General features: G+C 63.2%; 21 protein-coding genes and 1 other RNA gene. 19 read left to right on the forward strand and 3 right to left on the reverse strand.

Translation table 11 applies throughout. From position 1 onward, the window contains the following. Nucleotides 1-107: 107 nt before the first annotated feature. Complete coding sequence (locus ISP18_RS21015; RefSeq protein WP_380007052.1) at nt 108-464, reverse strand: YraN family protein; 357 nt, start codon at nt 462-464, stop codon at nt 108-110. Further along, nucleotides 464-2293 carry a penicillin-binding protein activator gene (locus tag ISP18_RS21020; RefSeq protein WP_380007055.1) on the reverse strand — a complete coding sequence of 610 codons (1830 nt, stop codon included), beginning with the start codon at nt 2291-2293 and terminating at the stop codon, nt 464-466. The genes ISP18_RS21015 and ISP18_RS21020 overlap by 1 nt, the downstream gene beginning before the upstream one ends. 82 nt (nt 2294-2375) lie before the next feature. On the opposite strand from ISP18_RS21020, the gene rsmI reads away from it, so the two are divergent. The 17 genes from rsmI to lpxC all read left to right on the forward strand — a co-directional run bounded on the left by rsmI (nt 2376) and on the right by lpxC (nt 20769). Continuing rightward, entirely contained in the window at nt 2376-3215 is an 840-nt protein-coding gene (gene rsmI, locus ISP18_RS21025) for a 16S rRNA (cytidine(1402)-2'-O)-methyltransferase (RefSeq protein WP_380007058.1), read from the forward strand. 84 nt (nt 3216-3299) lie between these two features. Then, nucleotides 3300-3663, forward strand: an RNA gene (gene rnpB / locus ISP18_RS21030) — RNase P RNA component class A. Nucleotides 3664-3976: 313 nt separating this feature from the next. Further along, nucleotides 3977-4423, forward strand: coding sequence for a division/cell wall cluster transcriptional repressor MraZ (gene mraZ / locus ISP18_RS21035; RefSeq protein ID WP_380007061.1), 447 nt, complete (start codon nt 3977-3979; stop codon nt 4421-4423). A gap of 54 nt (nt 4424-4477) precedes the next feature. Continuing rightward, the gene (rsmH, locus tag ISP18_RS21040; protein WP_380007064.1) at nt 4478-5416 is read left to right on the forward strand and encodes a 16S rRNA (cytosine(1402)-N(4))-methyltransferase RsmH; all 939 of its coding nucleotides are present in this window, start codon (nt 4478-4480) and stop codon (nt 5414-5416) included. Beyond that, nucleotides 5413-5685 (forward strand): cell division protein FtsL, encoded by a 273-nt coding sequence (gene ftsL, locus ISP18_RS21045; RefSeq protein ID WP_380007067.1) that lies wholly within the window; start codon nt 5413-5415, stop codon nt 5683-5685. The genes rsmH and ftsL overlap by 4 nt, the downstream gene beginning before the upstream one ends. After that, a complete protein-coding gene (locus ISP18_RS21050) occupies nt 5682-7508 on the forward strand; it encodes a peptidoglycan D,D-transpeptidase FtsI family protein (protein WP_380007070.1) in 1827 nt (608 codons plus the stop codon). The genes ftsL and ISP18_RS21050 overlap by 4 nt, the downstream gene beginning before the upstream one ends. Then, nucleotides 7505-8980, forward strand: a complete 1476-nt coding sequence (locus tag ISP18_RS21055; protein WP_380007073.1) for a UDP-N-acetylmuramoyl-L-alanyl-D-glutamate--2,6-diaminopimelate ligase — start codon at nt 7505-7507, stop codon at nt 8978-8980. The genes ISP18_RS21050 and ISP18_RS21055 overlap by 4 nt, the downstream gene beginning before the upstream one ends. Next, a complete protein-coding gene (locus tag ISP18_RS21060; protein ID WP_380007076.1) occupies nt 8977-10341 on the forward strand; it encodes a UDP-N-acetylmuramoyl-tripeptide--D-alanyl-D-alanine ligase in 1365 nt (454 codons plus the stop codon). The genes ISP18_RS21055 and ISP18_RS21060 overlap by 4 nt, the downstream gene beginning before the upstream one ends. Then, nucleotides 10331-11413, forward strand: coding sequence for a phospho-N-acetylmuramoyl-pentapeptide-transferase (gene mraY / locus ISP18_RS21065; RefSeq protein WP_380007079.1), 1083 nt, complete (start codon nt 10331-10333; stop codon nt 11411-11413). Before ISP18_RS21060 ends, mraY begins: the two co-directional genes overlap by 11 nt. A gap of 3 nt (nt 11414-11416) precedes the next feature. Next, nucleotides 11417-12655 (forward strand): putative lipid II flippase FtsW, encoded by a 1239-nt coding sequence (gene ftsW, locus ISP18_RS21070; RefSeq protein WP_380007082.1) that lies wholly within the window; start codon nt 11417-11419, stop codon nt 12653-12655. Continuing rightward, nucleotides 12652-13725 (forward strand): undecaprenyldiphospho-muramoylpentapeptide beta-N-acetylglucosaminyltransferase, encoded by a 1074-nt coding sequence (murG, locus tag ISP18_RS21075; RefSeq protein ID WP_380007085.1) that lies wholly within the window; start codon nt 12652-12654, stop codon nt 13723-13725. The genes ftsW and murG overlap by 4 nt, the downstream gene beginning before the upstream one ends. Next, complete coding sequence (murC, locus tag ISP18_RS21080) at nt 13722-15164, forward strand: UDP-N-acetylmuramate--L-alanine ligase (RefSeq protein WP_380007088.1); 1443 nt, start codon at nt 13722-13724, stop codon at nt 15162-15164. The genes murG and murC overlap by 4 nt, the downstream gene beginning before the upstream one ends. Continuing rightward, on the forward strand, nt 15161-16099 hold the full coding sequence (locus ISP18_RS21085) for a D-alanine--D-alanine ligase (protein ID WP_380007091.1): 939 nt from the start codon (nt 15161-15163) through the stop codon (nt 16097-16099). The genes murC and ISP18_RS21085 overlap by 4 nt, the downstream gene beginning before the upstream one ends. Next, entirely contained in the window at nt 16096-16842 is a 747-nt protein-coding gene (locus ISP18_RS21090) for a cell division protein FtsQ/DivIB (RefSeq protein ID WP_380007094.1), read from the forward strand. Before ISP18_RS21085 ends, ISP18_RS21090 begins: the two co-directional genes overlap by 4 nt. After that, nucleotides 16839-18071, forward strand: a complete 1233-nt coding sequence (gene ftsA / locus ISP18_RS21095; protein ID WP_380007097.1) for a cell division protein FtsA — start codon at nt 16839-16841, stop codon at nt 18069-18071. The genes ISP18_RS21090 and ftsA overlap by 4 nt, the downstream gene beginning before the upstream one ends. A gap of 124 nt (nt 18072-18195) precedes the next feature. Then, on the forward strand, nt 18196-19374 hold the full coding sequence (gene ftsZ, locus ISP18_RS21100; RefSeq protein WP_380007100.1) for a cell division protein FtsZ: 1179 nt from the start codon (nt 18196-18198) through the stop codon (nt 19372-19374). 480 nt (nt 19375-19854) lie between these two features. Next, nucleotides 19855-20769: a UDP-3-O-acyl-N-acetylglucosamine deacetylase gene (lpxC, locus tag ISP18_RS21105; RefSeq protein ID WP_380007103.1), complete on the forward strand. Its 915-nt coding sequence runs from the start codon at nt 19855-19857 to the stop codon at nt 20767-20769. Nucleotides 20770-20970: 201 nt separating this feature from the next. On the opposite strand, the gene ISP18_RS21110 is transcribed toward lpxC, so the two are convergent. Beyond that, nucleotides 20971-21450 carry a DciA family protein gene (locus ISP18_RS21110; protein ID WP_380007106.1) on the reverse strand — a complete coding sequence of 160 codons (480 nt, stop codon included), beginning with the start codon at nt 21448-21450 and terminating at the stop codon, nt 20971-20973. Nucleotides 21451-21479: 29 nt separating this feature from the next. Between ISP18_RS21110 and ISP18_RS21115 the strand changes: the two genes are divergently transcribed. Then, on the forward strand, nt 21480-22412 hold the full coding sequence (locus ISP18_RS21115) for a peptidoglycan DD-metalloendopeptidase family protein (protein WP_380007109.1): 933 nt from the start codon (nt 21480-21482) through the stop codon (nt 22410-22412). A 179-nt stretch (nt 22413-22591) separates the two neighbouring features. Beyond that, complete coding sequence (secA, locus tag ISP18_RS21120) at nt 22592-25321, forward strand: preprotein translocase subunit SecA (protein WP_380007112.1); 2730 nt, start codon at nt 22592-22594, stop codon at nt 25319-25321. The last annotated feature ends 35 nt before the right edge of the window (nt 25322-25356 follow it).

The raw sequence follows: 25356 nt of genomic DNA on the forward strand, positions 1-25356 counted from the left end.
AAACCGTGCGAAGCACTCAAAATCGAATTTGAGTCCTTCGGACGTCATATTAGACTGGATTCCGGCCTGCGCCGGAATGACGAGCGTGAGGGGTTCCGGCAACTTTCTCATCCAGCCTCGAACGCGCTCCGCAACCACTCCATCTTCGCGCTCTCACCCGGCCCGTCATAAGTCACCACATCGAACCGGCAAGCCCGCTGCGCATGCTGCGGGTGTGCAGCAAGCCAAAGCTGCGCGGTCTGCACCAACTTCGCTTGCTTCGCAGCGGTAATGGACATGGCCGCGCTGCCGTAGCCCGAACGAATTCGGTGACGTACTTCCACGAACACAACGGTATCGCCGTGGCGCATCACCAGATCCAGCTCGCCATAGCGCGTGGTGTAGTTGCGCGCGAGCAACTTCAGCCCGGCGCGCTCCAGTTCAGTGCAGGCGCGTTGCTCGAACGCGCTTCCCGCCGCGCGCATCAACCACCGTTCGGTTGTGTGGCAGGCATGGGCGCGCTGCTTGCGGGAGCGGGGGCGCCGGGTGCGTTGTCCATTTCCAGCGTGCCGTTGATCGGGCGCGCCACACCATCCTGGTACTTCAGCCAGGTAAGCACGCGCTTCACGTGGCCGAACGTATCCACCGCAAGCTGGCCGGTTGCTCCCGGCAGATAACTGCCCGGATGGTTGCGCAGCCAGTCGAGGTAGGGCACGAGGTTCCATGCGTCCATGCCGAAGGCGAACAACTGGGCTGCGGCGCCGCGTGCGGCAGGCAACTGGGAGGCGAGGTCGTGGTAGCTGGGCAGACCGGTCTGGGCATCGAACAGCCACGGTGCGGCGCAGAATTCCACGCCTTCCAGATCGCGATCGGCGGAGGCATTGTCGCTGCCGCTGTAGATGTGCGAGGTGGCGAACACGGGCAGATTGATGCGCGCGACGCGCAGCTGCGGCAGCAGCAAGCGCGCCTGTTCCGTGCGCATGCTGATGAAGATGCCGGCGTCGCCCGCGGCGCTGCCGGCATTCAGCGCATTGACGGCATCACCGTAATTGACGCCACTCGACGGAAGTTGCGCGGTACCGGCAATCTGCCCGCCTTTGGCTTCCAGTTCCGCCTTGAACGCCACGGCGGCGCGCTTAGCGAAATCGTCGCCGGAAATCAGCACGTAGGCGTTATGCAGGCCGCGTTCGACCATGTGATCGGCAGCTTGCGCACCTTCGTCCTCCGGCATCAGCGCGAACTCGCTTGCCGTGCCGGTGGGTAGTTTCTTGCTGTCCAGATGATTGAGCGCCAGCACCGGTACCGGCAGCGATTGTTGATTGAGCACGCCTTGTACTTCCGAGCGCGCCAGCGGGCCTATCACCATCTGCGCGCCGTCGGCCACGGCCTGGTTGTAGGCCTTGATGGCGCTGGCGGCACTGCCGCCGCTGTCGTATACGCGCACGGTGGCGCGCGGCGCGTGCGTGTTGGACGACTGGAAATACGCGGCGAAAAAGCCTTCGCGAATAGCTGCGCCCGCCGCCACCAAGCCATCGCTGTTGGGCAGCAGCAGCGCAACGTGCGCAGGCATCTTGTAGCCCTCTCGCACGCTGGCGCCGCTGCCCGGCACCAACGTGCCTACGGCTTGTTCGAGATTCGGTTGCGTCTGCGCTACGGTCACGCCGAGGCGGCCAAGCGCTTCATTCACCCATGGCAGCATGCGGTCGCCCTGCTGCATGGCGGCGGCGCGTTGCTTGAGCGGATCGACGCCCAGTTTGGTGAGCAGCGTCAGCGCCTGATCGCGGTTCTGCGCGCGATCGGCACCTTGCAGTACGTCATCCATTTCCACGCGTGTGCGTGCCGCGCCCCACAGATCGCCCGTGCCGGCAAGCGCATCCGCGCGCAGGATCAGCAGTCGCGGACGCAGATTTGGCGGCACGTTGAGATTCGGTTGCGTAGTCAGGCGCAGCGCAGTGGCTGGATCGCGCTGATGCAACGCGATTTCCGCGCGCAGCAGATCCAGGCGCACGGGTTCGTCATCGGTAAGGCGATCGCGCTGAATGTCAACAACGGTGGGCGCGGCGCGATCCAGTGCGTTTTCTTCGCGATACGCCTCGGCGGCCAGCAATTTGTAATGATCGGCGCGGCTCGGCGTTTGCACGGCAAGCGCCAGATACGCTTGCGCGGCGCGGTCGAATTGTCCTTGATTGGCCAGCTCGGCGGCATTCTGCGCGGCGGCGATCTCGGCGGGCGAACGCGGCACCACGGATGGCACGCAGGCGCTCAACACCAGCGAAATCAGCAGTCCTGACGCTGCGAGACGGCACAAGCGCATGGGGTTTCCTCGCATCCCTTGGGGCAATTGCGCGATCATAGCCGATCGCATCGTCGCCTCGCCGCGAAAAGGTACTCGGGAAATGACATCCAATCAGAGGGGTTGCCTGTGGGTGGTGGCGACGCCGATCGGTCATCGCGATGACATCTCCGCGCGCGCCATCGAGACCTTGCGCAGCGTCACGCTGATCGCCGCCGAAGACACCCGGCATAGCCGTCCCATGCTGCTTCAACACAATATAGGCACGCCGCTGGTGGCGTTGCACGAACACAATGAGCGCGAAGCGGTGGCGTCCATCGTGCGTCGGCTGGAGCAGGGTGAATCCGTCGCGCTGATTTCAGATGCCGGAACGCCGCTGATCAGCGATCCGGGTTTTCGCCTCGTGCGCGCGGCGCGTGAAGCGGGCATTCGTTGCATACCTGTGCCGGGCGCATGCGCAGCCATCGCGGGGCTTTCCGTTGCGGGGTTGCCCAGCGATCGTTTCGTGTTCGAAGGATTTCTTCCCGCCAAATCCGCCGCACGTCGTAGCCGGCTGGAAGAACTTGCGGGTGATCCGCGTACGCTGATCTTTTACGAGTCTTCGCATCGCATCGCCGAGAGCCTGGTGGACATGCGCGACGTATTCGGTGCGGAGCGCGAAGCGGTGCTAGCGCGCGAACTGACCAAGGTGTTCGAGACCGTGATCGGTGAACCCTTGTCGCAATTGGCGGAGCGCGTGGCGAACGATCCCAATCAGCAGCGCGGCGAATCCGTGGTGTTGGTCGCCGGCCGCGGCGATGATATGGACGCGAAGCTCGCCGAGGGGCAGCGCGTGTTTGCGATTCTGCGCGAGGAGCTGCCGCCGACGAAGGCGGCGAAGTTGGCGGCTGCGATTACGGGAGCGCCGCGGAAAATGTTGTATGGTGACAAGGGCGAAGGTTGAGGCTTCGCGCGAAAGGTGTTTTCGCCCGGATTTTTCCATTCGTTTTTGCTCATGCGCGTGTGCGTCGCAGCTATACTGCGTATCGGAGTCGGCCGGACAGTCGCGTCGCGCGCGAGCGCGTCGAGGAAAGTCCGGGCTCCACAGGGCAGGGTGCCAGGTAACGCCTGGGCAGCGTGAGCTGACGGCCAGTGCAACAGAAAGCAAACCGCCGATGGCCTCAAAAGGGCACAGGTAAGGGTGAAATGGTGCGGTAAGAGCGCACCGCGCGCGGGGCTAACGCCGCGTGGCACGGTAAACCCCACCCGGAGCAAGACCGAATAGGGGAACGATAACGCGGCCCGCGTTGTTCCCGGGTAGGTTGCTGGAGCCAGGCGGCGACGCCTGGCCGAGAGGAATGACTGTCGCGTCGCAAGGCGTACAGAACCCGGCTTACAGGCCGACTCCACCTTCTTCCACCGTAAGCGCCGCCGCCCCGTAGTTGTCAGGGGCGCGGCGTCGGCGTGGCATGGCCCGTATGAATGGCCGGTTCATGCCGAGGGCGAGACTGTCATCGGAATGGCTCGTCAGGAAATGGCTGTTTGGAACAAAAAATCCACCACGATCAAGCACCTCGGAGTGCTTCCTAGAAATCGCTGGAATTTTGGCCACACTGTTGCCTTTCTCCTTGATTCACAAGCAAAAAATTCTTGACAGTCTCAAGGGGCGAGACTATCGTGGGGCCCTGTGTGAAATCGTGGGATTTCGTGGGAGTTCCCTAGGTCGTGTTCCAGGGCGAAACCGCCATCACCGTCGATGACAAAGGCCGACTGGCCATCCCGACCGCATATCGGGAGCTGGTCACGGACGCCTGCGCCAATCGGCTGGTGATTACCTACAACCCCTTCGAGTCGGGCTGCCTCTGGCTGTTCCCGCACGCCGAATGGGAGCAGGTGCGTGACCAGGTGAACGCCTTGCCGAGCGTGAAGGCTGTGCACCGCGCCTTGCAGATGAAGCTGGTCGGCGCGGCGGCGATGGTGGAGCCGGATAGCGCCATGCGCATCCTGCTACCGGGCAGCCAGCGCACGGCCGCAGGTATCGAAAAAAAGGCGGTTTTGCTGGGCATGGGCAACAAGTTCGAGTTGTGGAGCGAGCAAGCCCACCTGGCCAAGATCCGCCAGACCATCGGCGAAGACGAAATCAGCGACGACATGGCGGACCTGCGTCTTTAGGCCGGTGACGGTCTTAAGGCGCGGGATGACAAAGAACCAGAGCGGGAGTGCGACATGACTGACGAGCGTCAGCACATCCCGGTGATGCTGAATGAAGCGGTGGAGGGTCTCGCCGTGCGGGAAGGCGGGCGTTATCTCGATGGTACGTTCGGACGCGGCGGTCACGCCCGCGCCGTGCTGTCGCGCCTAGGCCCCGACGGTCGCCTGCTGCTGATGGATCGCGACCCGCAAGCCATCGCTGCCGCGCAGAAAGAATTCGCCGCCGATCCGCGCGTGACGATCCGCCACGCCAATTTCTGCACGCTCGCCGAATGGGACGAAACCGCTGCCGGTCTCGACGGGGTCCTGCTCGACATCGGCGTTTCTTCGCCGCAGTTGGATGAAGCCGCCCGCGGCTTCAGCTTCATGGCCGATGCGCCGCTAGACATGCGCATGGATCCCACGCAGGGCGAAAGCGCGGCGGATTTCCTCGCCCATGCTGACGAGCGCGAAATCGCCGACGTGTTGTGGATCTACGGCGAGGAGCGCTTCAGCCGCAAGATCGCCCGCGTCATCGTCGAGCACCGCAAAGAGTCGCCGATCACCCGCACCGGTGAACTGGCGGCACTCGTCGAACGCGTGATCGGTCGCCGTGAACCCGGCAAGCATCCGGCCACGCGCACGTTTCAGGCATTGCGCATCCGTGTGAACGGTGAACTGGAGGCGCTTGAGCATGGACTCGAGGCGGCGCTCGAACGGCTCACACCCGGCGGTCGCCTGTCGGTGATCAGCTTCCACTCGCTGGAAGATCGCATGGTGAAGCAGTTCATCCGCGATCACTCCGGTCGCGTGCAGGGTAGTCGTCGCGGTCCGCCCGTGGCCGCCGCGCCCGCCAAGCTGGTGGCTGTCGGCAAGGCGCAGTTTCCCTCCGACGCCGAGCAGGCCGCGAATCCGCGTGCGCGCTCAGCTGTGCTGCGCGTAGCCGAAAAGGTCGCCGTGGGGAGCAGCGCATGAGGATCGTAGGCATCTTCAGCCTGCTGATTCTGCTCGCCGCTGTGCTGATCAGCGCGATCGCAGTCGTGTGGACGCGTCACCAGAGTCGCGCGTTGTTCGTGCAGCTTTCCCAACTACAAAGTCAGCGCGACGAACTGAATATCGAATATGGCCGGCTCGAGCTGGAGCAGGCCACCTGGGCTGAGCCGCGCCGCATCGACTCTGAGGCGCGCACCAAGCTCGGCATGTTCGCGCCGCGTCCGCAGGACGTGCAGTTGGTGCGGCCATGAACCGACTGCAGCAAGCCATGGCACCCAAGCCCAGTTCCCGCCGCAAGGGCGCCGGCCCCAGTACGCGCCAGCGCATGCTGCTGGTGATCAGCGTGCTTGGCGTTGCGTCGTTGGGATTGGTGGCGCGCGCCTTCGATCTGCAGGTGGTGCGCAAGCAGTTCTATCAGGATCAGGGCGACGCGCGCTTCCTGCGCGTGGTGCCGATTCCGGTGTCGCGCGGCACCATCTTCGATCGCAACGGCGAACCGCTGGCGGTGTCCACGCCGATGGTGTCCATCACCTGTGTGCCGTCCGAGGTGCTGGACAACCCCGACCGCATTCCTGCGCTCGCACAGACGCTGGGCACCACGGCCGACGATCTGAAGTCATACCTGGAACAGCGCGCCGATCGCGACTTCGCCTATCTGCGCCGGCAGATGAGCCCGGAAGCAGCGCAGGCGGTAATTGCGCTGGGCGTCCCCGGCGTGAACGGGCAGCGCGAGTACAAGCGTTACTACCCGTCCGGCGAAGTGACTGCGCACGTGCTCGGCTTCACCAATATCGACGACCACGGCCAAGAAGGCCTGGAACTCGCTTTCGATAATTGGCTGGCCGGCAAGCCGGGTGCGAAGCGCGTGATCCGCGATCGCATGGGCCGCGTCGTGGAAGACGTGGAGCAGGTGCATGCGCCGCAACCGGGGCAGAACATTACGCTCAGCATCGATCGCCGCATCCAGTTCCTCGCTTATAGCGAGCTGAAGAAGCAGTTGCAGGATCTCGATGCCGATTCCGGCGAGATAGTGATCATGGACGTGCGCACCGGCGAGATTCTCGCCATGGTGAGCCTGCCCACCTACAACCCCAATGCGGTCACGAGCAGTCAGCCCGCGCAGCGCCGCAATCGTACCGTTACCGACGTGGTGGAACCGGGTTCCACCATGAAGCCGTTCACCATGGCCGCCGGTCTTTCCAGCGGCAAGTACACGCCCACCGCGCCGCTAGTCGACACCGGCAACGGCCACTGGATGTTCATGGGCAAGGACATCCGCGACGTGGAATCGGGCGGTAACGGCATGCTCACGCCTACCGGCGTGCTCACCAAGTCCAGCAACATCGGCGCGGCCAAGATCGCGTTGTCGCTGGATACCAAGTTCGTCTACGACACGTATCGCGCGTTCGGCTTCGGCGAAAGCACCGGCAGCGGTTTTCCTGGCGAATCGGCGGGTTTCCTCAAGCCGGGCCGTAGCTGGCGGCCGATCGAAAAGGCCACCATGGCCTATGGCTACGGCCTCAACGTGACACCGCTGCAACTGGCGACGGCCTACGCCACGCTGGCGAACAACGGCATGGTGCACACGCCCACTTTCATCAAGGGCGATGGCGATCCGGGCAAGCAGATCATTTCGCCGACCATCGCGCGGCAACTGGTCGACATGTTGGAGACGGTGACCGCGCCAGGCGGCTCGGCCACGCGCGCGCAGATCGCCAACTACATCGTGGCGGGCAAGACCGGCACCGCGCACCTGGCTTCGGTCGGCGGCTATGCCAAGAACAGCTACAACTCGCTGTTTGCCGGCATCGTGCCCGCCACCGATCCGCGTCTGGTCGGCGTGGTGGTGATCAACAATCCCAAGAAGAACGTGTACTACGGCGGCGTCGTGTCTGCGCCGGTGTTCCAGAGCGTGATGACCGGTGCGCTCCGCCTGCTCGACGTGCCGCCCGACAACATCGGCCGCTGGTACGTGGGTGGTCCGCTGCAGGCCGGCGGCGGTCTGGCCGGGACCGCGCCGCCGCAGAACGGACAGCAGGATGATCAATCTGCCGCGGAGGCCGTAGAGCCATGAGCGGCCAGCGCCTGGATCATCTGTTGCAGGGCATCGCCGAAACGAAGGCCGCAGGGCCTGTTGTCGTTTCTGGGCTTTCGCTCGATTCGCGACAGGTGCAGCGCGGCGACGCGTTCTTCGCCCTGCGCGGCACACGCGGACACGGCATTGAATTCGTGCGCGGTGCGGTGCAGCGCGGCGCCAGCGTGGTGTTGGCCGAAACGCCGGCCCCGGCCGAGCTGGAAGATCCTGGCGTGCCGGTGTTGTGGATTGATGGTTTGCACACCTTCGTGGGTGAAATCGCCGCGCGCTTCTTTGGCCGTCCATCCGAAGCGATGCGCGTGACCGGCATCACCGGCACCAACGGTAAGACCTCCACAGTGCAACTGCTGGCGCAGGCGCTGGAAAAACTTGGTCATCGCGCCGCCACCATCGGCACACTCGGCGCTGGCCTGCACGGCCAACTGCGCGAGGGCGAACGCACCACGCCCGATGCGATCGCCGTGCAGCGCCTGTTCGCCGAGTTCCGCCGCGACGGCGCCACGCACGTGGCCATGGAAGTGTCTTCGCATGCGTTGGAGCAAGGCCGTGTTGCCGCCACGGCGTTCGAAGTAGCGGCCTTCACCAATCTCACACGTGATCATCTCGACTACCACGGCAGCATGGAAGCCTATGGCGCAGCCAAGGCCAGGCTGTTCGCATGGAGTGGACTGAAGGCGGCGGTGATCAATATCGATGACGCGTTCGGCCGCCAGCTGAGCAGCAAACTGCCGGCGAACGTGCGCGCATGGCGGCTGAGCAGCGGCGATGTTCACGCCGATATTGTCGCCACCCACATCGTCACGTCTGCCGAAGGCGTTGCGTTCAAATTGCGCACACCGTGGGGCGAGCGGTTGATCCGCAGCCGCCTGCTTGGCCGTTTCAACGTGGCGAATCTGCTCACCGTCATCGGCTGCCTCGGTGCGTTGGGTGAATCGTTCGAGCGCATCGTCGATGCGGTCGAAGCGCTGGAGCCGGTGAACGGGCGCATGAATCGTATCGGCGGTCTGCATGGTCTGCCGCTGGTGGTGGTTGATTACGCACATACGCCGGATGCGCTGGAGCAGGCGCTTACCGCGCTGCGCGCGCATTGCGAGGCGCGGCTGATCTGCGTGTTCGGCTGCGGCGGCGAGCGCGATGCAGGCAAGCGGCCGCAGATGGGCGAGATCGCCGAGCGGCTGGCTGACGTCGCCATCGTCACCGACGATAACCCGCGCGGTGAAGACGGCGACGCGATCGTCGCGCAGATCCTGGCCGGCATGGCGCGGCCACAAGCCGCCACTGTACTTCGCGATCGCGAAGCCGCAATTCGCGCTGCGTTGAAGATGGCTCACACTGGAGATGTCGTGTTGATTGCGGGCAAAGGGCACGAAACCTACCAGGAAAGCGCGGGCGGCAAGCGCGCATTTGACGATATGTCGGTGGCACGCATCGCCCTGGAGAACCGCGCATGATGCGGCTCAGCGCCATCGCCATGTGGACGCACGGACATCTGCACGGCGTCGATGCCAGCGTCACCGGCGTCGCGATCGATTCGCGCAAAGTGCAATCGGGCGATCTATTCGTCGCGTTCAAGGGCGAGCGCGTGGATGGCCACACCTATCTCGCCGACGCGAAAGCGCGCGGCGCAGTAGCCGCCTTGGTCGAGCATCGCGTGGAAAGCGATCTACCACAGGTGGAAGTGGAGAGTTCCGAGCTGGCGCTGGGTGATCTGGCTAGTGCCGTGCGCGCGCAGCGCAATGCGCGAGTGATCGGCATCACCGGTTCGAATGGCAAGACCACCGTGAAGATGCTCACCGCGTCGATCTTGTCGCGGCACGGCCGCACGCACGTCAACACCGGCAGCTACAACAACGAAATCGGCCTGCCGCTGACCTTGCTGTGGATGCCTGAAGACACCGAATACGCCGTGCTCGAAATGGGTGCGGGCAAGCCCGGCGATATCGAATATCTCGCTGCCATCGCGCGGCCCGATATCGGCCTCGTGAATCTCATCGCGCCAGCGCATCTTGAGCGGATGGGTACGATTGAAATGGTGGCTGAAACCAAGGGCGCGCTATATCGCGCACTGCCTGCAGACGGCGTGGCGGTGATTAACGCCGACGATGCCTTCGCCAGCTTCTTTGCTGGCTTGGCGGGCGGACGTCGCGTGCTGCGCTTCGGGCTGGATCACAAGGCTGATGTGGGCGCAGAAATTCTGGAGCAGCGCTTGGACGGTTCACGCTTCGTGTTGAGCACGCCACATGGCGACGCCGAAGTGCAATTGCCGTTGCCCGGTCGCCACAACATCGCCAACGCATTGGCGGCGAGCAGCATCGCGTTGGCGCTGGACGTGCCGATCGACACCATCGTCGCAGGTCTGGAACAGGCCACTGCGGTAGAAGGGCGCCTGAAGCGCATCGCGATGCCGGACGGCTGGACGCTGATCGACGACAGCTACAACGCTAATCCCAGCTCCATGTACGCAGCGATCGACACGCTGGCGCTAGCTGACGGCGAGCGCTGGCTGGTGCTGGGCGACATGGCCGAGTTGGGCGCGGATGCACGTGCGCTGCATGCAGGCGTCGGCCGTCATGCTCGCGAAAAAGGCATCGACCGCTTGTTTGCGGTGGGGCCGTTGAACGCAGCCGCGGTCGAGACATTCGGTGCGGGCGCTACACATTTCGCCGACAAGGCGGCGTTGATCGACGCCTTGCGCGCGGAACTGCATGCCGGCGTCACCTGCCTGGTGAAGGGCTCGCACTCGGCGGGCATGGAACACGTGGTGGCTGCGCTCAAGCGCCGGCCAGAGGAGGGAGCACCTCATGCTGCTTGAATTGGCCGAATGGTTCTCCCGGCATTTCGCCACGCCACATCTGTTCCAGTACATCACCTTCCGCACGATCATGGCAGCGCTGACTGCGATGGCGATGTCGCTGCTGTTCGGTCCCGCGCTCATTCGCAAGCTCGCCGCCCTCAAGGCCGGCCAGGTAGTGCGCAAGGAAGGCCCGCAGTCGCATTTGTCCAAGGCCGGCACGCCGACCATGGGCGGCGTGATGATTTTGCTTTCGGTCGCCATCGCTACGCTGTTGTGGGTGGACCTCAACAACCGCTACGTGTGGCTGGTGCTGCTGGTGCTGCTCTGCTACGGCGCGATCGGTTTCTACGACGATTACCGCAAGCTGGTGCTGAAAGACAGCCGCGGGCTTGCATCGCGCTGGAAGTATTTTTGGCAGTCGGTGTTCGGCGTCGGCGCGGCGTGGTTCCTCTTTCACACGGCGTCGCTTCCGGCGGAAACGGCGCTGTATGTGCCGGTATTCAAGCATGTGGCGGTGCCGCTGGGCGCGCTCTTCATCGTGCTCGCTTATTTCATGATCGTGGGGTTCTCCAACGCGGTGAACCTCACCGATGGCCTGGATGGCCTGGCGATCATGCCGACCGTGCTGGTGTCGGGCGCGCTCGGCGTGTTCGCGTACCTGGCCGGCAATCGCGTGTTCTCCGAATACTTAGGCATTCCCTCGATTCCCGGCGCGGGCGAGCTGGCGATCTTCTGCGGTGCATTGTCGGGTGCGGGCTTGGGTTTCCTGTGGTTCAACACTTATCCCGCTCAGGTGTTCATGGGCGACGTCGGTGCGCTGGCCATTGGTGCGGCACTGGCGGCGATCGCGGTGATCGTGCGGCAGGAGATCGTGCTGCTGATCATGGGTGGCGTGTTCGTGATGGAAACGGTGTCGGTGATGATGCAGGTCGCGAGCTTCAAGATGACCGGCAAGCGCATCTTCCGGATGGCGCCGATCCATCACCACTTCGAATTGAAAGGCTGGCCCGAGCCTCGGGTCATCGTGCGGTTCTGGATCATCAGCGTGGTGCTGGTGCTCATTGGCTTGGCAACCTTGAAGGTGCGTTGATCGATGTTCGGCTTCGACACAACTCAGGCAAAACGCCGGCAGGGCCCGCGCGGCAAGTTCGACTTGCCGCTGCTGGTGGCCTTGGTCGGCCTTGCTTGTGTGGGTGTCGTGATGGTGACGTCCAGCTCGATCGCCGTGGCCGACAGTACGCACATGGGTGAGTTCTACTACTTGAAGCGCCACCTTATATACCTCGCGCTCGGCATGGTTGCGGCAGGCGTCGCCATGCGCACCGAGCTCAAGGTGGTGGAGAAGCACGCCTTCTTCCTGATGCTGGTGGCCTTCATCATGCTGCTGGCAGTGTTCGTGCCGCACCTTGGTATGCGGCTCAACGGCGCGCGGCGCTGGCTGAATCTTGTCGTCACCTCGTTCCAGCCAGTGGAAGCGGTGAAGCTGATTCTGGTGGTGTATTTGGCCAGCTATCTGGTGCGCCATCGCGAGAGCATCGAGACGCGTTTCCTTGGGCTGATCAAGCCGATCGCGGTGTCGGGTGTGATCGTGCTGCTGCTGCTCGCGCAGCCGGACTTCGGTTCAGCCACGCTGGTGATTGCGGTAACGATCGCATTGGTGTGGTTGGGCGGCGCGCGGCCGATTTTTCTTTTCATCATGGGCTTGCCGCTGATGCCGCTGTTGGCGATCGCGGCGACCAGCGAAAGCTATCGCATGAAGCGCCTCACTTCGTTTATGGATCCGTGGAAGGATCCGTTCAACGACGGCTTCCAGCTCACGCAGTCGCTAATGGCGATCGGCCGCGGCGAGTGGATGGGCGTGGGCCTCGGTTCGAGCGTGCTGAAGCTGTCGTATCTGCCCGAGGCGCACACCGACTTCATCTTCGCGGTGATCGGCGAAGAGCTTGGCTTGTTCGGCATTATCGCGGTGATAGGACTGTTTGCGCTGACCGTGTGGCGCGGCCTGCACGTGGGGCTGAAGGGCGTGGAAGTCGGTCAGCGCTTCGCCGGCTACATCGCGTTCGGCATCTCGCTGATGATCGGTCTGCAGACGATGGTGTCGATTGGCGTGAATCTCGGCGCGTTGCCGACTAAGGGCCTCACCTTGCCGCTGATCAGCTACGGCGGTTCGTCGATCGTGCTTACCTGTGCGATGGCGGGCGTGCTGCTGCGCGCGACGTTCGAAATCTATCGCGCACTCGATGCACGGCAGATGGCCACGCGCGTGCCAGCCGCCGCAGTGCCGGACGCCAATCCGAATAATGCGCGTGAGCGCGAGGCGGTGGCGGCATGAGCGCGCAGGCACCCGTGCTGATCATGGCTGGCGGCACCGGCGGTCACATCTTCCCCGGCCTTGCCGTGGCGGAAACGCTGCGCGCGCAGGGCGTGCCGGTGGTATGGCTGGGTGCGCAGGGCGGCATGGAAACCAAGGTGGTGCCGGCGCACGGCATCGAGCTGCACACGATTGCCGTGGGCGGTTTGCGCGGCAAGGGACTGAAGACACGCGTGCTCGCGCCGTGGATGTTGCTGCGCGCGCTGCTTTCGTCGCTGGCGGTGCTGCATCGGCTCAAGCCGCGCAGCGTGCTGTCGATGGGCGGTTACGTGGCCGGCCCCGGCGGGGTCGCCGCGCGGCTGTTGCATCGGCCGCTGCTGGTGCACGAACAAAATCGCGTGGCCGGCTTCACCAATCGCAAACTAGCGCAGCACGCGCGTCGCGTGATGGCTGGTTTTGCGGACAGCCTGCCGAATGCGCAGTGGGTGGGTAACCCGGTACGCGGCGCGATTGCATCGCTGCCGGCGCCGGCACAGCGCATGGCCGAGCGCAGCGGCAAACCGCGTCTGTTGATATTGGGTGGCAGCCTTGGTGCTCGCGCACTGAACACGTCTGTGCCGCAGGCGCTCGCGCAACTGCCCAGTGAGCAACGGCCGGAGGTGCTGCATCAATGCGGTAATCGCGGCATCGACGAAGCGCGCAAAGCCTATGCCGATGCCGGTGTGGAAGCGCGCATCGTGCCGTTCATCGAAGACATGGCCGGCACGTATGCATGGGCCGATCTTGCCGTGTGCCGCGCCGGTGCGCTGACACTCGCCGAGCTGACTGCGTGCGGTCTGGGCGCAGTGCTGGTGCCGTTCCCGCATGCAGTCGACGACCACCAGACCCGCAACGCCGAGGCGCTGGTCGCCGCCGGTGCAGCCGAATTGATCCAGGAACGTGATTTGAATACGAAGGATTTGGCGCAGCGTCTGACCGCGTTGCTGAGCGATCGCGCCAAGCTGCTGGCGATGGCGGAAGCCGCGCGCACGCTGGCCAAGCCGGATGCCGCCGCGGACATCGCGCGCGCCTGCGTGGAGGTGGCCGCATGACGCCGCGTCGCTTGCTTGCGCACGAAGACTTGATGGTGACCTTCCGCCGTGTGCACTTCATCGGCATCGGCGGCGTGGGCATGAGCGGCATCGCCGAAGTGCTGCACAACCTCGGCTACGCCGTGTCTGGTTCGGATCGCAGCGAATCACCGACCGCGCAGCGCCTGCGCCAGCTCGGCATCGACGTGCGCATCGGTCATGCGGCGGCACATGTCGGCGATGCGGATGTCGTGGTCACGTCAAGCGCAATCAAGACCGACAACCCGGAGCTGGTCGCCGCCCGTGAAGCGCGCATCCCGGTAATTCCGCGCGCGGAAATGCTTGGCGAGCTGATGCGTTTCCGTCGCGGCATCGCCATCGCCGGCACCCATGGCAAGACCACCACAACGAGCCTGGTCGCCAGTGTGCTGGCCGAAGCCAATTACGACCCCACCTTCGTGATCGGCGGTCAGTTGAACGCTGCAGGCGCCAATGCGCGGCTCGGTACCGGGCAGTACATCGTCGCGGAAGCGGACGAATCAGACGGTTCGTTCCTGCTGCTATCGCCGGTGATTGCAGTGGTCACCAATATCGACGCAGATCACCTGGAGAACTACCAGGGCGATTTCGCGCTGGTGCGCAAGGCGTTCTCGGATTTCCTGCATCGCCTGCCGTTCTACGGCCTGGCCGTGCTGTGCATGGACGATCCGGAAGTGACCGAACTCGCCAAGCTGACCACGCGCCGCGTGATGACGTATGGGATCGACGCCGAGCAGGCGGACGTGCGTGCCATCAATGTGCGGCAGCAGGGTTTCGAAATGCATTTCGATCTGCTGTTGTCAGGTATGGGCAAGTCGATCCCGGTCGTGCTCAATTTGCCAGGGCGGCACAACGTGCTGAACGCGTTGGCGGCCGCATCCATCGGTTGGCAGCTTGGCGTGGAACCCGAAGCGATCGCGCATGCGCTGGCGAATTTCCAGGGTGTCGGCCGCCGTTTCCATCGTCGCGGCGAGATCGCAATCGATCATGGCAACGTCATGTTGGTTGATGACTATGGCCATCATCCGCGCGAGCTTGCCGCCGTGTTCGCCGCTGCGCGCGGTGGTTGGCCGGAACGCCGCCTGGTGGTGGGCTTTCAGCCGCATCGCTACAGCCGTACGCGCGATCTGCTCGACGATTTCGCCAACGTGCTGGCTGAAGCCGACGTGCTGGTGCTCACTGAGGTCTATCCCGCCGGTGAAGCGCCGATCGCAGGCGCGGATGGCCGCGCCCTGGCACGTGCGGTGCGTGCGCGCGGCAAGGTCGATCCGGTGCTGATCAGTCACCCGCGCGAACTAAAAGACACATTGCCCACGCTGCTACGCGACGGTGATTTGCTGCTGCTACTCGGTGCCGGTGATATCGGCGCGGCGGCGGTGGAGTTGGCGCAAACCGGCCATTTGAGGACCAGCGAAACATGAGAAAGATCACCGATCCCGCCCAGTTTGGCCGTGTCGCCGTGGTGATGGGCGGTAGCTCGGCCGAGCGCGAGGTATCGCTCGATTCCGGCCGCAACGTGCTGACGGCGCTGAAGGCGCGCGGCGTGGATGCGCATGCGATCGACGGCATTCCTGCACTGCTGGATGCCCTGCGCGCGGGGCATTTCGCGCGCGTGTTCAATATCCTGCATGGTCAGCACGGTGGTGGTGAAGACGGCGTGCTACAGGGTGCGCTGGAATCGTTGCACGTGCCGTACACCGGTTCGGGCGTGCTGGGTTCCGCGCTCTCGATGGACAAGACGCGTTCCAAACGCGTGTGGCAATCGCTGGGTTTGCCGACGCCGAAATTCGTGGCGCTGCCGCGCGGCGCCGACATGCACGCTGCGGCGAAGGAAATCGGTTTTCCGTTGATTGTGAAACCCGCGTGCGAAGGTTCCAGCGTGGGTGTGACGCGCGTGTTCGAGGAGAAGGATCTCGACGCCGCCGTGGCACTGGCCGAGAAATATCCGGGCGATCTGCTGATGGAAACGCTGATCGTCGGCGACGAACTCACCGTCGGCATGCTTGGTCGCCAAGTTTTGCCGAGCATCCACATCGTGCCGAAGGGCGCGTTCTACGACTACAACGCGAAGTACATCGCCGAAGACACGCGCTACATCTGCCCCGGCCTGGAAGGCGAAGCGGAAGCCTCGCTGCGCGCGCTTTCGCTGGAAGCGTTCGATGCGCTGGGCTGCTTCGGCTGGGGCCGCGTCGACGTGATGCGCGATCGCGAAGGTCGCAACTGGCTGCTGGAAGTGAACACCGCGCCGGGCATGACTTCGCATTCGTTGGTGCCGAAGGCGGCGGCCGTCGCTGGCATCGATTACCAGGAACTGTGCTGGCGGGTACTCGAAACCAGTTTCAGGGAGACGCAATGAGGGGAAGCATTCGCCTCGTCGCCTGGTGCCTGGCCATCGCCTTGGTGGTCTTGCCGATCGTCGGCGTGTTGAGCGGCTGGTTTGCCGCCGACCGCTGGCCGGTCACCCAGTTGACGGTGCAGGCCGAGTTCAAGCACGTAAGCGCGGAGCAGATCCGCGCCGCCGTGCAACCGCGCCTGGGCAAAGGCTTCTTTGCGCTGAATCTCGATGCTGTGCAGAAAGCGGTGGCCGCGTTGCCATGGGTGGAATCGGTGGAAGCGAGCAAGCGCTGGCCCGATACCTTGCTGTTGCGCGTGTATGAACGTCAGCCGTTCGCGCGTTGGAACACCAATGCGCTGATCAGTCGCGAAGGCAAGGTATTCAACGTGCCGGATGCGGCCGATTACAACCAACTGCCCGACTTGCGCGGTCCCGACGATCACCTGGCCGAAGTGGTGAGCTTCTTCGCCGACGTGCAGAAGGCGTTTGTCGGTACGCATCTAAAGATCACCGGCGTCACGTTGACCGAACGCGGCAGCTGGAGCGTCGCCACGGATACCGGCGCGCAGATCGTGATCGGCGATCGCGGCCAGGCCGGTCGGCGTCTGCGCCGTTTCCTCGATGTGTATCCACAGGTGGCCGCGGGTCACTCGCAAGGTTTCGAGTATGCCGATCTTCGTTACACCAATGGTTTCGCCGTGAAATGGCCGCAAGCGACGGCCGCCCCGACCGCTCCTGATGCCGGAGGCACGCCACGCACATGAAAGGCAAAAACGAAAAGCAATTGGTCGTCGGCCTCGACATCGGCACCTCGAAAGTGGTGGCGATCGTGGGCGAGTACGAGCCGGGCGAACCGATCGAGGTGATTGGTATCGGTTCGCATGTGTCGCGCGGCATGAAGCGCGGTTCGGTGGTGGATATCGAATCCACCGTGCATTCGATCCAGCGCGCGGTGGAAGAAGCCGAGCTGATGGCCGGTTGCGATATTCGTTCGGTGTATGCCTCCATTTCCGGCAGCCACTTGGAAACACGCAACTCGCACGGCACGGCGGCGATCCGCGATCGCGAAGTGGCGCCCGGTGATCTCGACCAGGTGCTGGAAGCGGCGAGCGCGGTGGCGATCCCAGCCGATCGGAAGGTCTTATATAAGGAGTCTCAGGAGTACCGCATCGACGGCCAGGACGGCATCCGCTCGCCTGTCGGCATGAGCGGCGTGCGACTGGAAGCGTCGGTGCACTTGGTGACCGGTGCGGCAGCGGCGGTGCAGAACATCAGCAAGTGCATCCAGCGTTGCGGACTTTCTGTCGACGAGCTGGTGCCGTCGGCGGTGGCGAGCGCGAAGTCGGTGCTTACGGATGACGAGCGTGAGCTGGGCGTGTGCCTGGTCGATATCGGCGCGGGTACCACGGATATCGCGATCTTCACGCAAGGAGCTATCCGCTACACCAGGTCGCTGCCGGTGGGCGGCGACCAGGTCACCAACGATATCGCCTACGGCGTGCACACACCGACTGCGCATGCCGAAGAGATCAAGATCAAATACGCCTGCGCGCTGGCGCAACTCGCGCACGCGGAAGAAACCATTCAAGTGCCGAGCGTGGGCGATCGTCCGCCGCGTCGGCTGGCGCGGCAGTCGCTCGCGCAGAGCGTGCAGGCGCGCTACGAAGAAATCTTCGAGATGGTGCAGGACGAGCTGCGCCGTTCCGGCTACGACAGCCTAGTCGCTGCTGGTGTGGTGCTCACTGGCGGCGCTTCGCGTATGGAAGGAGCGCTGGAGTTGGCGGAAGAGATTTTCCACAAGATGGTGCGCATCGGCGTGCCGCAGCACGTAGTGGGCTTGGGCGAAGTGATCGCCAATCCGCTGCATTCCACCGGCGTGGGCCTGTTGCTGCATGGCGCGCGTTCCGGCGGTATGCGCGCGAGCGGTCCGGCCGGTGGCAGCGTGGGCGGCTTGGTCGACAAGCTGCGCACGTGGATCACCAAGAATTTTTAGAAACGAATGAGTTAGGTGGCGCAGGAGGCGCAGCCAGGGCGAATGGAGGTTCGCTCACCACCACGGCAAGACAGGAGTCGAACCTTGGTTACAACGACAACGAAAGCTCTACGGAGGACGGGAAATGTTTGAACTGGTCGAAAAACTGGCACCGAATGCGGTGATCAAAGTCATCGGCGTGGGCGGCGGCGGCGGTAACGCCGTGGCGCACATGCTCAACTCCAACATCGACGGCGTCGATTTCGTGGTTTGCAACACCGACGCACAAGCCATGAAAGGCTGCGGTGGCCGCACGCACCTGCAGCTGGGCGCCAATGTCACCAAGGGCCTGGGCGCGGGCGCTAATCCGGAAGTGGGCCGCCAGGCCGCGCTGGAAGATCGCGAGCGCATCGAGGAAATGCTCAACGGTGCGGACATGGTGTTCATCACCGCCGGCATGGGCGGTGGCACGGGTACGGGCGCGGCTCCGGTCGTTGCTCAGCTCGCCAAAGAAAAAGGCATTCTGACGGTTGCAGTGGTTACGAAGCCATTTCCGTTCGAAGGCCGTCGCCGCATGCAGGTTGCGCTCAAGGGCATCGAAGACCTGTCGCAGCACGTCGATTCGCTGATCACCGTGCCGAACGAGAAGTTGCTGTCGGTGCTGGGTCGCGAGGTCACGCTGCTCAATGCGTTCAAGGCCGCCAACGACGTGCTGCAGGGCGCGGTGCAGGGCATCGCTGATCTCATCACCAGCCCGGGCCTGATCAACGTCGACTTTGCCGACGTGCGCACGGTAATGAGTGAAATGGGTCTGTCGATGATGGGCTCGGGTACCGCCCGTGGCGACGACCGCGCGCAGGCGGCGGCGGAAGCGGCGATCAACAATCCGCTGCTGGAAGACGTCAATCTCAACGGCGCGTGCGGCATCCTGGTGAACGTCACCGCCGGTCCGAACCTCACCATGCGCGAGTTCGACGAGATCGGCCGCATCATCCACGACTTCGCCAGCGAAGACGCCACGGTGGTGATCGGTACCTCGTTGGATCCGGAAATGCAGGATGACGTACGCGTGACGGTGGTGGCCACTGGTCTCAACCGTGCCACCGCCCGCCAGCCGATTCGCCAGGCGACCCAGCAGGTGGAAATGCGCGCACGTCCGCGTCCGATGGTCCTGCGTACCGGTACCGGCAACGAAGTGGTGGATTACGCCCAGCCGGAAATCGTGGCGAGCAACCCGCGCGGGGGCGAAGGTCCGGCCAAGAGCGCCGATCCGAGCTTCGATTACCTGGATATTCCGGCCTTCTTGCGCCGTCAGGCCGACTAAAGGGCACTAAGAAAATGTGAAGAAGTAGGTGGAGCATGAACTAACGACGCATTAACTTGTCAGTGTTCCCTGTGCCGGGCAAGGAGGGTATTCTTCCTTTCCGCCACCTTTCGCCGCCGGGTCATTGGCTGTGACAGGGGACATCACTGATGTCGGCTGGCGTCGCGTTCGTGCGTTGAATGCGATAGACAGTGCGATCTTGAGGATGGCGCACGATTGGCTGGCGTGGAGGATTCGCGCCGCCGGTCCGGAATCCCGTTGCCGGATCTTCCCGTCCCCGGCAAGGGATTCTGTGTCGAATCGCAAGTACTTGATTTACCTGTAGTGCTTGCAGCATCGGGATGCGAATGAATCGCATTATTTGATGAAAGGGAAATGAAGGCTTGACCGGACGGTACGGTACGGTTTGTTTTTCCGCAGGTTAAGACTGTGTTAGCATCCCAGCTCGAATTGGCTGCTGCCCCTACAGGTACCCAATAAATGATTAAGCAGCGTACGCTCAAAAATATCATCCGTGCTACCGGCGTCGGTCTGCATACCGGCGACAAGGTCTACATGACATTGCGTCCGGCAGCAGCGAATACCGGCATCATTTTCCGTCGCACCGATCTCAATCCTCCGGTAGAGATTCATGCTCGTCCCGATCACGTAGGTGACACGCGTTTGTCCACTACGTTGGTCAACGGTGACGTGCGTGTTTCAACCGTGGAACACTTGTTGTCGGCGATGGCAGGTTTAGGGATCGACAATGCGTATGTCGATCTTTCCGCGCCAGAGGTGCCGATCATGGACGGCAGCGCCGGTCCGTTCGTCTTCCTACTGCAGTCGGCCGGCATTGAAGAGCAGTCGGCGGCGAAGCGCTTCATCCGCATCAAGAAGCCGGTGAAGGTGCAGGAAGGCGACAAATGGGCCAGTTTCGAGCCGTTTGAAGGCTTCAAAGTCGGTTTCTCGATCGAGTTCAATCACCCGATCATCTCCAAGCGCACCTCGCGCGCAGAAATCGACTTCTCGACCACCTCGTTCGTCAAGGAAGTGAGCCGCGCACGTACCTTCGGCTTCATGCGCGATATCGAGATGTTGCGCGAACACAATCTTGCGCTCGGCGGTTCGATGGATAACGCCGTGGTGCTCGACGACTACCGCGTGCTCAACGAAGACGGCCTTCGCTACGAAGACGAATTCGTCAAACACAAGATCCTCGACGCGATCGGTGATCTCTATCTGCTCGGCCACAGCCTGATCGGCGCGTACTACGCGCACAAGTCTGGTCACGAGTTGAACAACAAGCTGCTACGCGCGCTGATGGCCGACGCCACGGCGTGGGAAGAAGTCAGCTATCAGGACGATCCGGCCACCGCCCCGATCTCCTACGCCCATCCCGCCCAGGCGATCTGAAAATTGCCTGCGTCACCCTGCAGACCGGCCCCCCGGAGCCGGTCTGTTCAATTTTGTGATCTTCATCACACTTTTATCGTCCCCGCGTTCACGTTATGACCACGGGGCATAGAGACCTGGGTGGTGCACGCCGTGGTATAAAACCGTCTTCCGCATCGAGGTAGGCGGCTGTTCGCCTTTCCACGGTATGACGCCCGCAGCTCAGGGTGTTGCGGAAGGTTTGGAATCCGCGGTTTCGGCGACGGACGCCAGTTCCAGGAACATTGCCCGTAATTCGGGATCGTGGATGGAACCCGCAGCGGCCTTCAGATGAAGCGCCGCGGCGGTCGAAAGCGGTTTTGATTGCTCCGGCTGCGGGTCAGGCGGAGGAAGGGGGGCCACTTTCACGGTCACTGAGCTGGCATTTGCGCCGATGGCGCGTGCGGCAGCGAGGATCTGCGTCTGTTGAAGACGCAGGCGCGATGCCCAGGCCGGCGAGGAAGCCAGGAATACAAGACGGTCGTCGCGGAAATTGGCGAATCTGACCTGCTCACGCAGGGGCGATGGCAACGTCTGGCGTAGCGCGCGGTCCAATGCTTCCAGCTTGCCGGCTTGTTTGGCCAGCGCAGCGACAGGACCGACATCGGTGATGGGCCGGGGGCCCTGACCGGTGCGGTGGGAAGTAGGTACATCGCGCTGCATCAGTAAAAAAACCTAGAACTGGTAAAGACATGCAAATCATACTCGTCTCACGCGCAGGGAAGGTGCCCAAAACCTTGGATCTCGCCAACCCTCGCCTGCGCTGGCGTGTATGCGGTATCGGAGCGGTCATCGTGCTGGCGTTGGCAAGCGTGGGAGCCGGCATGGCGCTGGCGGTGGCCAGCCCCCGCGATCGTGCGCTGGCCGAAATCGATGCGCTGCATCAGCAAGTGAAAATCCAGGACCAGCAGCTGGGCGACCTGCGCGAAGACGCGCACCGGCAGCTCGATGCGCTGGCCATCAAGCTCGGCCAGCTGCAAGCCCAGGCGACCCGCATCAATGCACTGGGCGAACGCCTGGTGCAGGTGGGCAAGCTAGACAGCAACGAATTCAATTTCGACCAGCCGCCCCCGGTCGGCGGCGTCGAAGTGACGGACGGCAGCAGCTCCTACGCGCTGCCGCAAACGCTGGATACCGGTATCAGCCAACTGGCCACCCAGTTCGAGACGCAACAGGCCCAATTGAACGCGATGCAGAGCCTGCTGCTGAATGCGCGCATCGATTCGAACCTGAAACCCACCGGCATGCCGGCAGACGGTTACATCTCTTCGTATTTCGGTGTACGCGCGGATCCTTTTGATGGCCTCGCGGCACGTCATACCGGCCTGGATATCGCGGCGCCGTTCGGTAGCACGATACGTACTGTCGCCGAGGGCATGGTGACTTTCACAGGCGTGCGCAGCGGCTACGGCAACGTGGTGGAAATCGATCACGGCAACGGCTACATGACCCGCTACGCGCATGCCAGCAAGCTGCTGGTGCGTCCGGGCCAGCATGTCCGCGTGGGCGAAGAAATCGCGGAAATTGGTTCGACCGGCCGCTCCACTGGCGCGCACGTGCATTTCGAGGTTTGGTACAACGGCCGCGTGGTCAATCCGCTGGCGTACGTCAAGAACCATCGCTGACCGAACGCAACGCACCCGTCGGCGGCACCCTTGAAAGCGGGCCGCCGTACCGCCACCCCTGGCGTGGATACGCCGTGACTTCCGCGTTTGGGATACCCGGCGGACCCTAGTATCATCAAACCTTTGCCCGCCCGGATTGACTCCGATGGGCTCCCTCAGTTTCCAGATCCGGAAGATCGATGCTTAATCGTGCCCTGACGAGCCTCTTTGGCAGCCGTAACGACCGAGTACTGCGCCAGCTCTCCAAAAACGTCGCGCGTATCAACGCGTTGGAGCCTGAGTTCGAAAAGCTCAGCGACGAGGCCCTGCGCGGCAAAACCGAGGAGTTCAAGCAACGCCTAGCCAGCGGCGAGACGCTGGACAAGCTGCTGCCGGAAGCCTTCGCCGTGGTACGCGAGGGCGCCAAGCGCGTACTCGGCATGCGCCACTATGACGTGCAGCTGATCGGCGGCATGGTGCTGCACATGGGCAAGATCGCCGAAATGCGCACCGGTGAAGGCAAGACCCTGGTAGCTACCGCGTCGGTGTACCTCAACGCGCTCGAAGGCAAGGGCACCCACGTCGTCACCGTCAATGACTACCTCGCCAGGCGCGATGCCGCCCAGATGGGCAAGCTGTACAACTTCCTTGGCATGAGCGTGGGTGTGGTGTATCCGGGTATGGATCACGCCGACAAGTTCTCCGCTTACGCTGCGGACATCACCTACGGCACCAACAACGAATTCGGCTTCGACTACCTGCGCGACAACATGGCGTTGTCCAAGGAGCAGCGCGTGCAGCGCGGCCTGCACTACGCCATCGTCGACGAAGTGGACTCCATTCTTATCGACGAAGCGCGCACGCCGCTGATCATCTCCGGCCCGGCCGAAGATTCGCCGCAGCTCTACATCGCGGTGAACAAACTCGTGCCGCGCATGACCCGCCAGTCGGTAGAAGACGGTCCGGGCGATTACTGGGTCGACGAAAAGCAGAAGCAGGTGCATCTCTCCGAAGAGGGCATGCAGCATGCGGAAGAATTGCTGCAGCAGGCGAAAGTGATCGATTCGGAAAGCAGCCTGTACGACGCGCGCAATCTCGCCATCGTGCATCACCTCAACGCCGCGCTGCGTGCGAACGCGATCTACCAGCGTGACGTCGATTACATCGTGCGCGACGGCGAAGTGATCATCGTCGACGAATTCACCGGCCGTACGCTGCAGGGCCGTCGCTGGTCCGACGGTCTGCACCAGGCGGTGGAAGCGAAGGAAGGTGTGCCGATCCAGCGCGAGAACCAGACCCTGGCCACGGTCACCTTCCAGAACCTGTTCCGCATGTACAAAAAGCTGGCCGGCATGACCGGTACGGCCGACACCGAAGCGTACGAGTTCCAGACCATCTACGGCCTGGAAGTGGTGGTGATTCCCACCCACAAGCCGATGATTCGCGTGGACAACGCGGACATGGTGTTCCTCGGCCAGGACGTGAAGTACAAGGCGGTGATCGAGGACATCAGGGACTGCCACAAGCGCGGCCAGCCGGTGCTGGTCGGCACGGCGTCGATCGACGTGTCCGAGCTCCTGTCCAACCTGCTAAGCAAGGAAAAAATCCCGCACGAAGTGCTCAACGCCAAGCAGCACGAACGCGAAGCGCACATCGTGGCGAATGCCGGCATGCCCGGCGCCGTTACCATCGCCACCAACATGGCCGGCCGCGGTACCGACATCGTGCTCGGCGGCAGCCTGGAAGCCGCGCTGGCGGCACTCCCGCCGGAGGCCACCGACGCCGATCGCGCACGCGTGAAGACGGATTGGCAGAAGCGCCATGAGCAAGTGATCGCCGCCGGCGGCCTGCACATCGTAGGCACCGAGCGTCACGAATCCCGCCGTATCGACAACCAGCTGCGCGGCCGTTCCGGTCGTCAGGGCGACCCGGGTTCCTCGCGTTTCTATCTGTCGCTGCAGGACAACCTGCTGCGCATCTTCGGCGGTGAAGGCCTGGTGCGCTGGATGAAGCGCTTCGGCATGAAGGAAGACGAGGCGCTGGAAGATCGCATGATCAGTCGCCAGATCGAAAAGGCGCAGCGCAAGGTCGAGCAACACAACTTCGACATCCGCAAAAACCTGCTCGAATACGACGACGTTGCCAACGATCAGCGCAAGGTGATCTATCGCCAGCGCGACGAGTTGCTGGAGGAAGAAGAAGTCTCCGCCACCATCGCCGACATCCGCGAAGATGTGGCCACCGACCTGGTACGCCGCTACGTGCCCGCTGACAGCATTGACGAGCAGTGGGACATCGCGGGCCTGGAGCGTGAGCTGGAGAGCGATTTCGGCATCTCCGCCCAGCTAAAACCGTGGCTGGAACAGCAATCCGAAGCTGATGCCAACACCGTGTCGGAACACGCGCGCACGTTGGTCGAGGAAATGTTCCAGGCCAAGGAAAAGCAGATCGGCACGGAAACCATGCGTCAGCTCGAGAAGCACATCATGCTGAGCGTGCTGGACAACGCGTGGAAGGAACATCTTTCCAGCATGGATTACATGCGCCAGGGCATCTATCTGCGAGGCTATGCGCAGCAGGATCCCAAGCAGGCGTTCAAGCGCGAATCCTTCGAGCTGTTCTCGCAGATGCTGGCGCGTATCAAGACCGAAGTGATCCAGATGCTCGCGCGCATCCGCATTCGCAGCGAAGAAGAAGTCGCCGCGATGGAAGCTGAGCAGCAACGCTTGGCCGAGCGCATGGCGCGCCAGATGCAGGCCACCGGCGGCGGTGCACCTGTCGGTGGTGCGCTGGGTATGGATGTTGCGCCTGCCACACAGGCAACCGTGGCTACCGAACCGGTGGTGGCGGGGCCGAAGGTAGGGCGTAACGATCCATGTCCGTGTGGTTCCGGCAAGAAGTACAAGCACTGCCACGGGCAATTGAACTGAGCACGCCTAGTTCCCTCTCCCTTTTGGGGAGAGGG

The sequence above is a fragment of the Dyella humi genome (genome assembly GCF_044904605.1).
GTDB lineage: Bacteria > Pseudomonadota > Gammaproteobacteria > Xanthomonadales > Rhodanobacteraceae > Dyella_B > Dyella_B humi.

Bases quoted from the DNA above. Each gene is read 5' to 3' on its own strand.
- ISP18_RS21015 (WP_380007052.1), bottom strand. From the start codon at position 464: ATGCGCGCGGCGGGAAGCGCGTTCGAGCAACGCGCCTGCACTGAACTG.
- ISP18_RS21020 (WP_380007055.1), bottom strand. From the start codon at position 2,293: ATGCGCTTGTGCCGTCTCGCAGCGTCAGGACTGCTGATTTCGCTGGTG.
- rsmI (WP_380007058.1), top strand. From the start codon at position 2,376: ATGACATCCAATCAGAGGGGTTGCCTGTGGGTGGTGGCGACGCCGATC.
- rsmH (WP_380007064.1), top strand. From the start codon at position 4,478: ATGACTGACGAGCGTCAGCACATCCCGGTGATGCTGAATGAAGCGGTG.
- ftsL (WP_380007067.1), top strand. From the start codon at position 5,413: ATGAGGATCGTAGGCATCTTCAGCCTGCTGATTCTGCTCGCCGCTGTG.
- ISP18_RS21050 (WP_380007070.1), top strand. From the start codon at position 5,682: ATGAACCGACTGCAGCAAGCCATGGCACCCAAGCCCAGTTCCCGCCGC.
- ISP18_RS21055 (WP_380007073.1), top strand. From the start codon at position 7,505: ATGAGCGGCCAGCGCCTGGATCATCTGTTGCAGGGCATCGCCGAAACG.
- ISP18_RS21060 (WP_380007076.1), top strand. From the start codon at position 8,977: ATGATGCGGCTCAGCGCCATCGCCATGTGGACGCACGGACATCTGCAC.
- mraY (WP_380007079.1), top strand. From the start codon at position 10,331: ATGCTGCTTGAATTGGCCGAATGGTTCTCCCGGCATTTCGCCACGCCA.
- ftsW (WP_380007082.1), top strand. From the start codon at position 11,417: ATGTTCGGCTTCGACACAACTCAGGCAAAACGCCGGCAGGGCCCGCGC.
- murG (WP_380007085.1), top strand. From the start codon at position 12,652: ATGAGCGCGCAGGCACCCGTGCTGATCATGGCTGGCGGCACCGGCGGT.
- murC (WP_380007088.1), top strand. From the start codon at position 13,722: ATGACGCCGCGTCGCTTGCTTGCGCACGAAGACTTGATGGTGACCTTC.
- ISP18_RS21085 (WP_380007091.1), top strand. From the start codon at position 15,161: ATGAGAAAGATCACCGATCCCGCCCAGTTTGGCCGTGTCGCCGTGGTG.
- ISP18_RS21090 (WP_380007094.1), top strand. From the start codon at position 16,096: ATGAGGGGAAGCATTCGCCTCGTCGCCTGGTGCCTGGCCATCGCCTTG.
- ftsA (WP_380007097.1), top strand. From the start codon at position 16,839: ATGAAAGGCAAAAACGAAAAGCAATTGGTCGTCGGCCTCGACATCGGC.
- ftsZ (WP_380007100.1), top strand. From the start codon at position 18,196: ATGTTTGAACTGGTCGAAAAACTGGCACCGAATGCGGTGATCAAAGTC.
- lpxC (WP_380007103.1), top strand. From the start codon at position 19,855: ATGATTAAGCAGCGTACGCTCAAAAATATCATCCGTGCTACCGGCGTC.
- ISP18_RS21110 (WP_380007106.1), bottom strand. From the start codon at position 21,450: ATGCAGCGCGATGTACCTACTTCCCACCGCACCGGTCAGGGCCCCCGG.
- ISP18_RS21115 (WP_380007109.1), top strand. From the start codon at position 21,480: ATGCAAATCATACTCGTCTCACGCGCAGGGAAGGTGCCCAAAACCTTG.
- secA (WP_380007112.1), top strand. From the start codon at position 22,592: ATGCTTAATCGTGCCCTGACGAGCCTCTTTGGCAGCCGTAACGACCGA.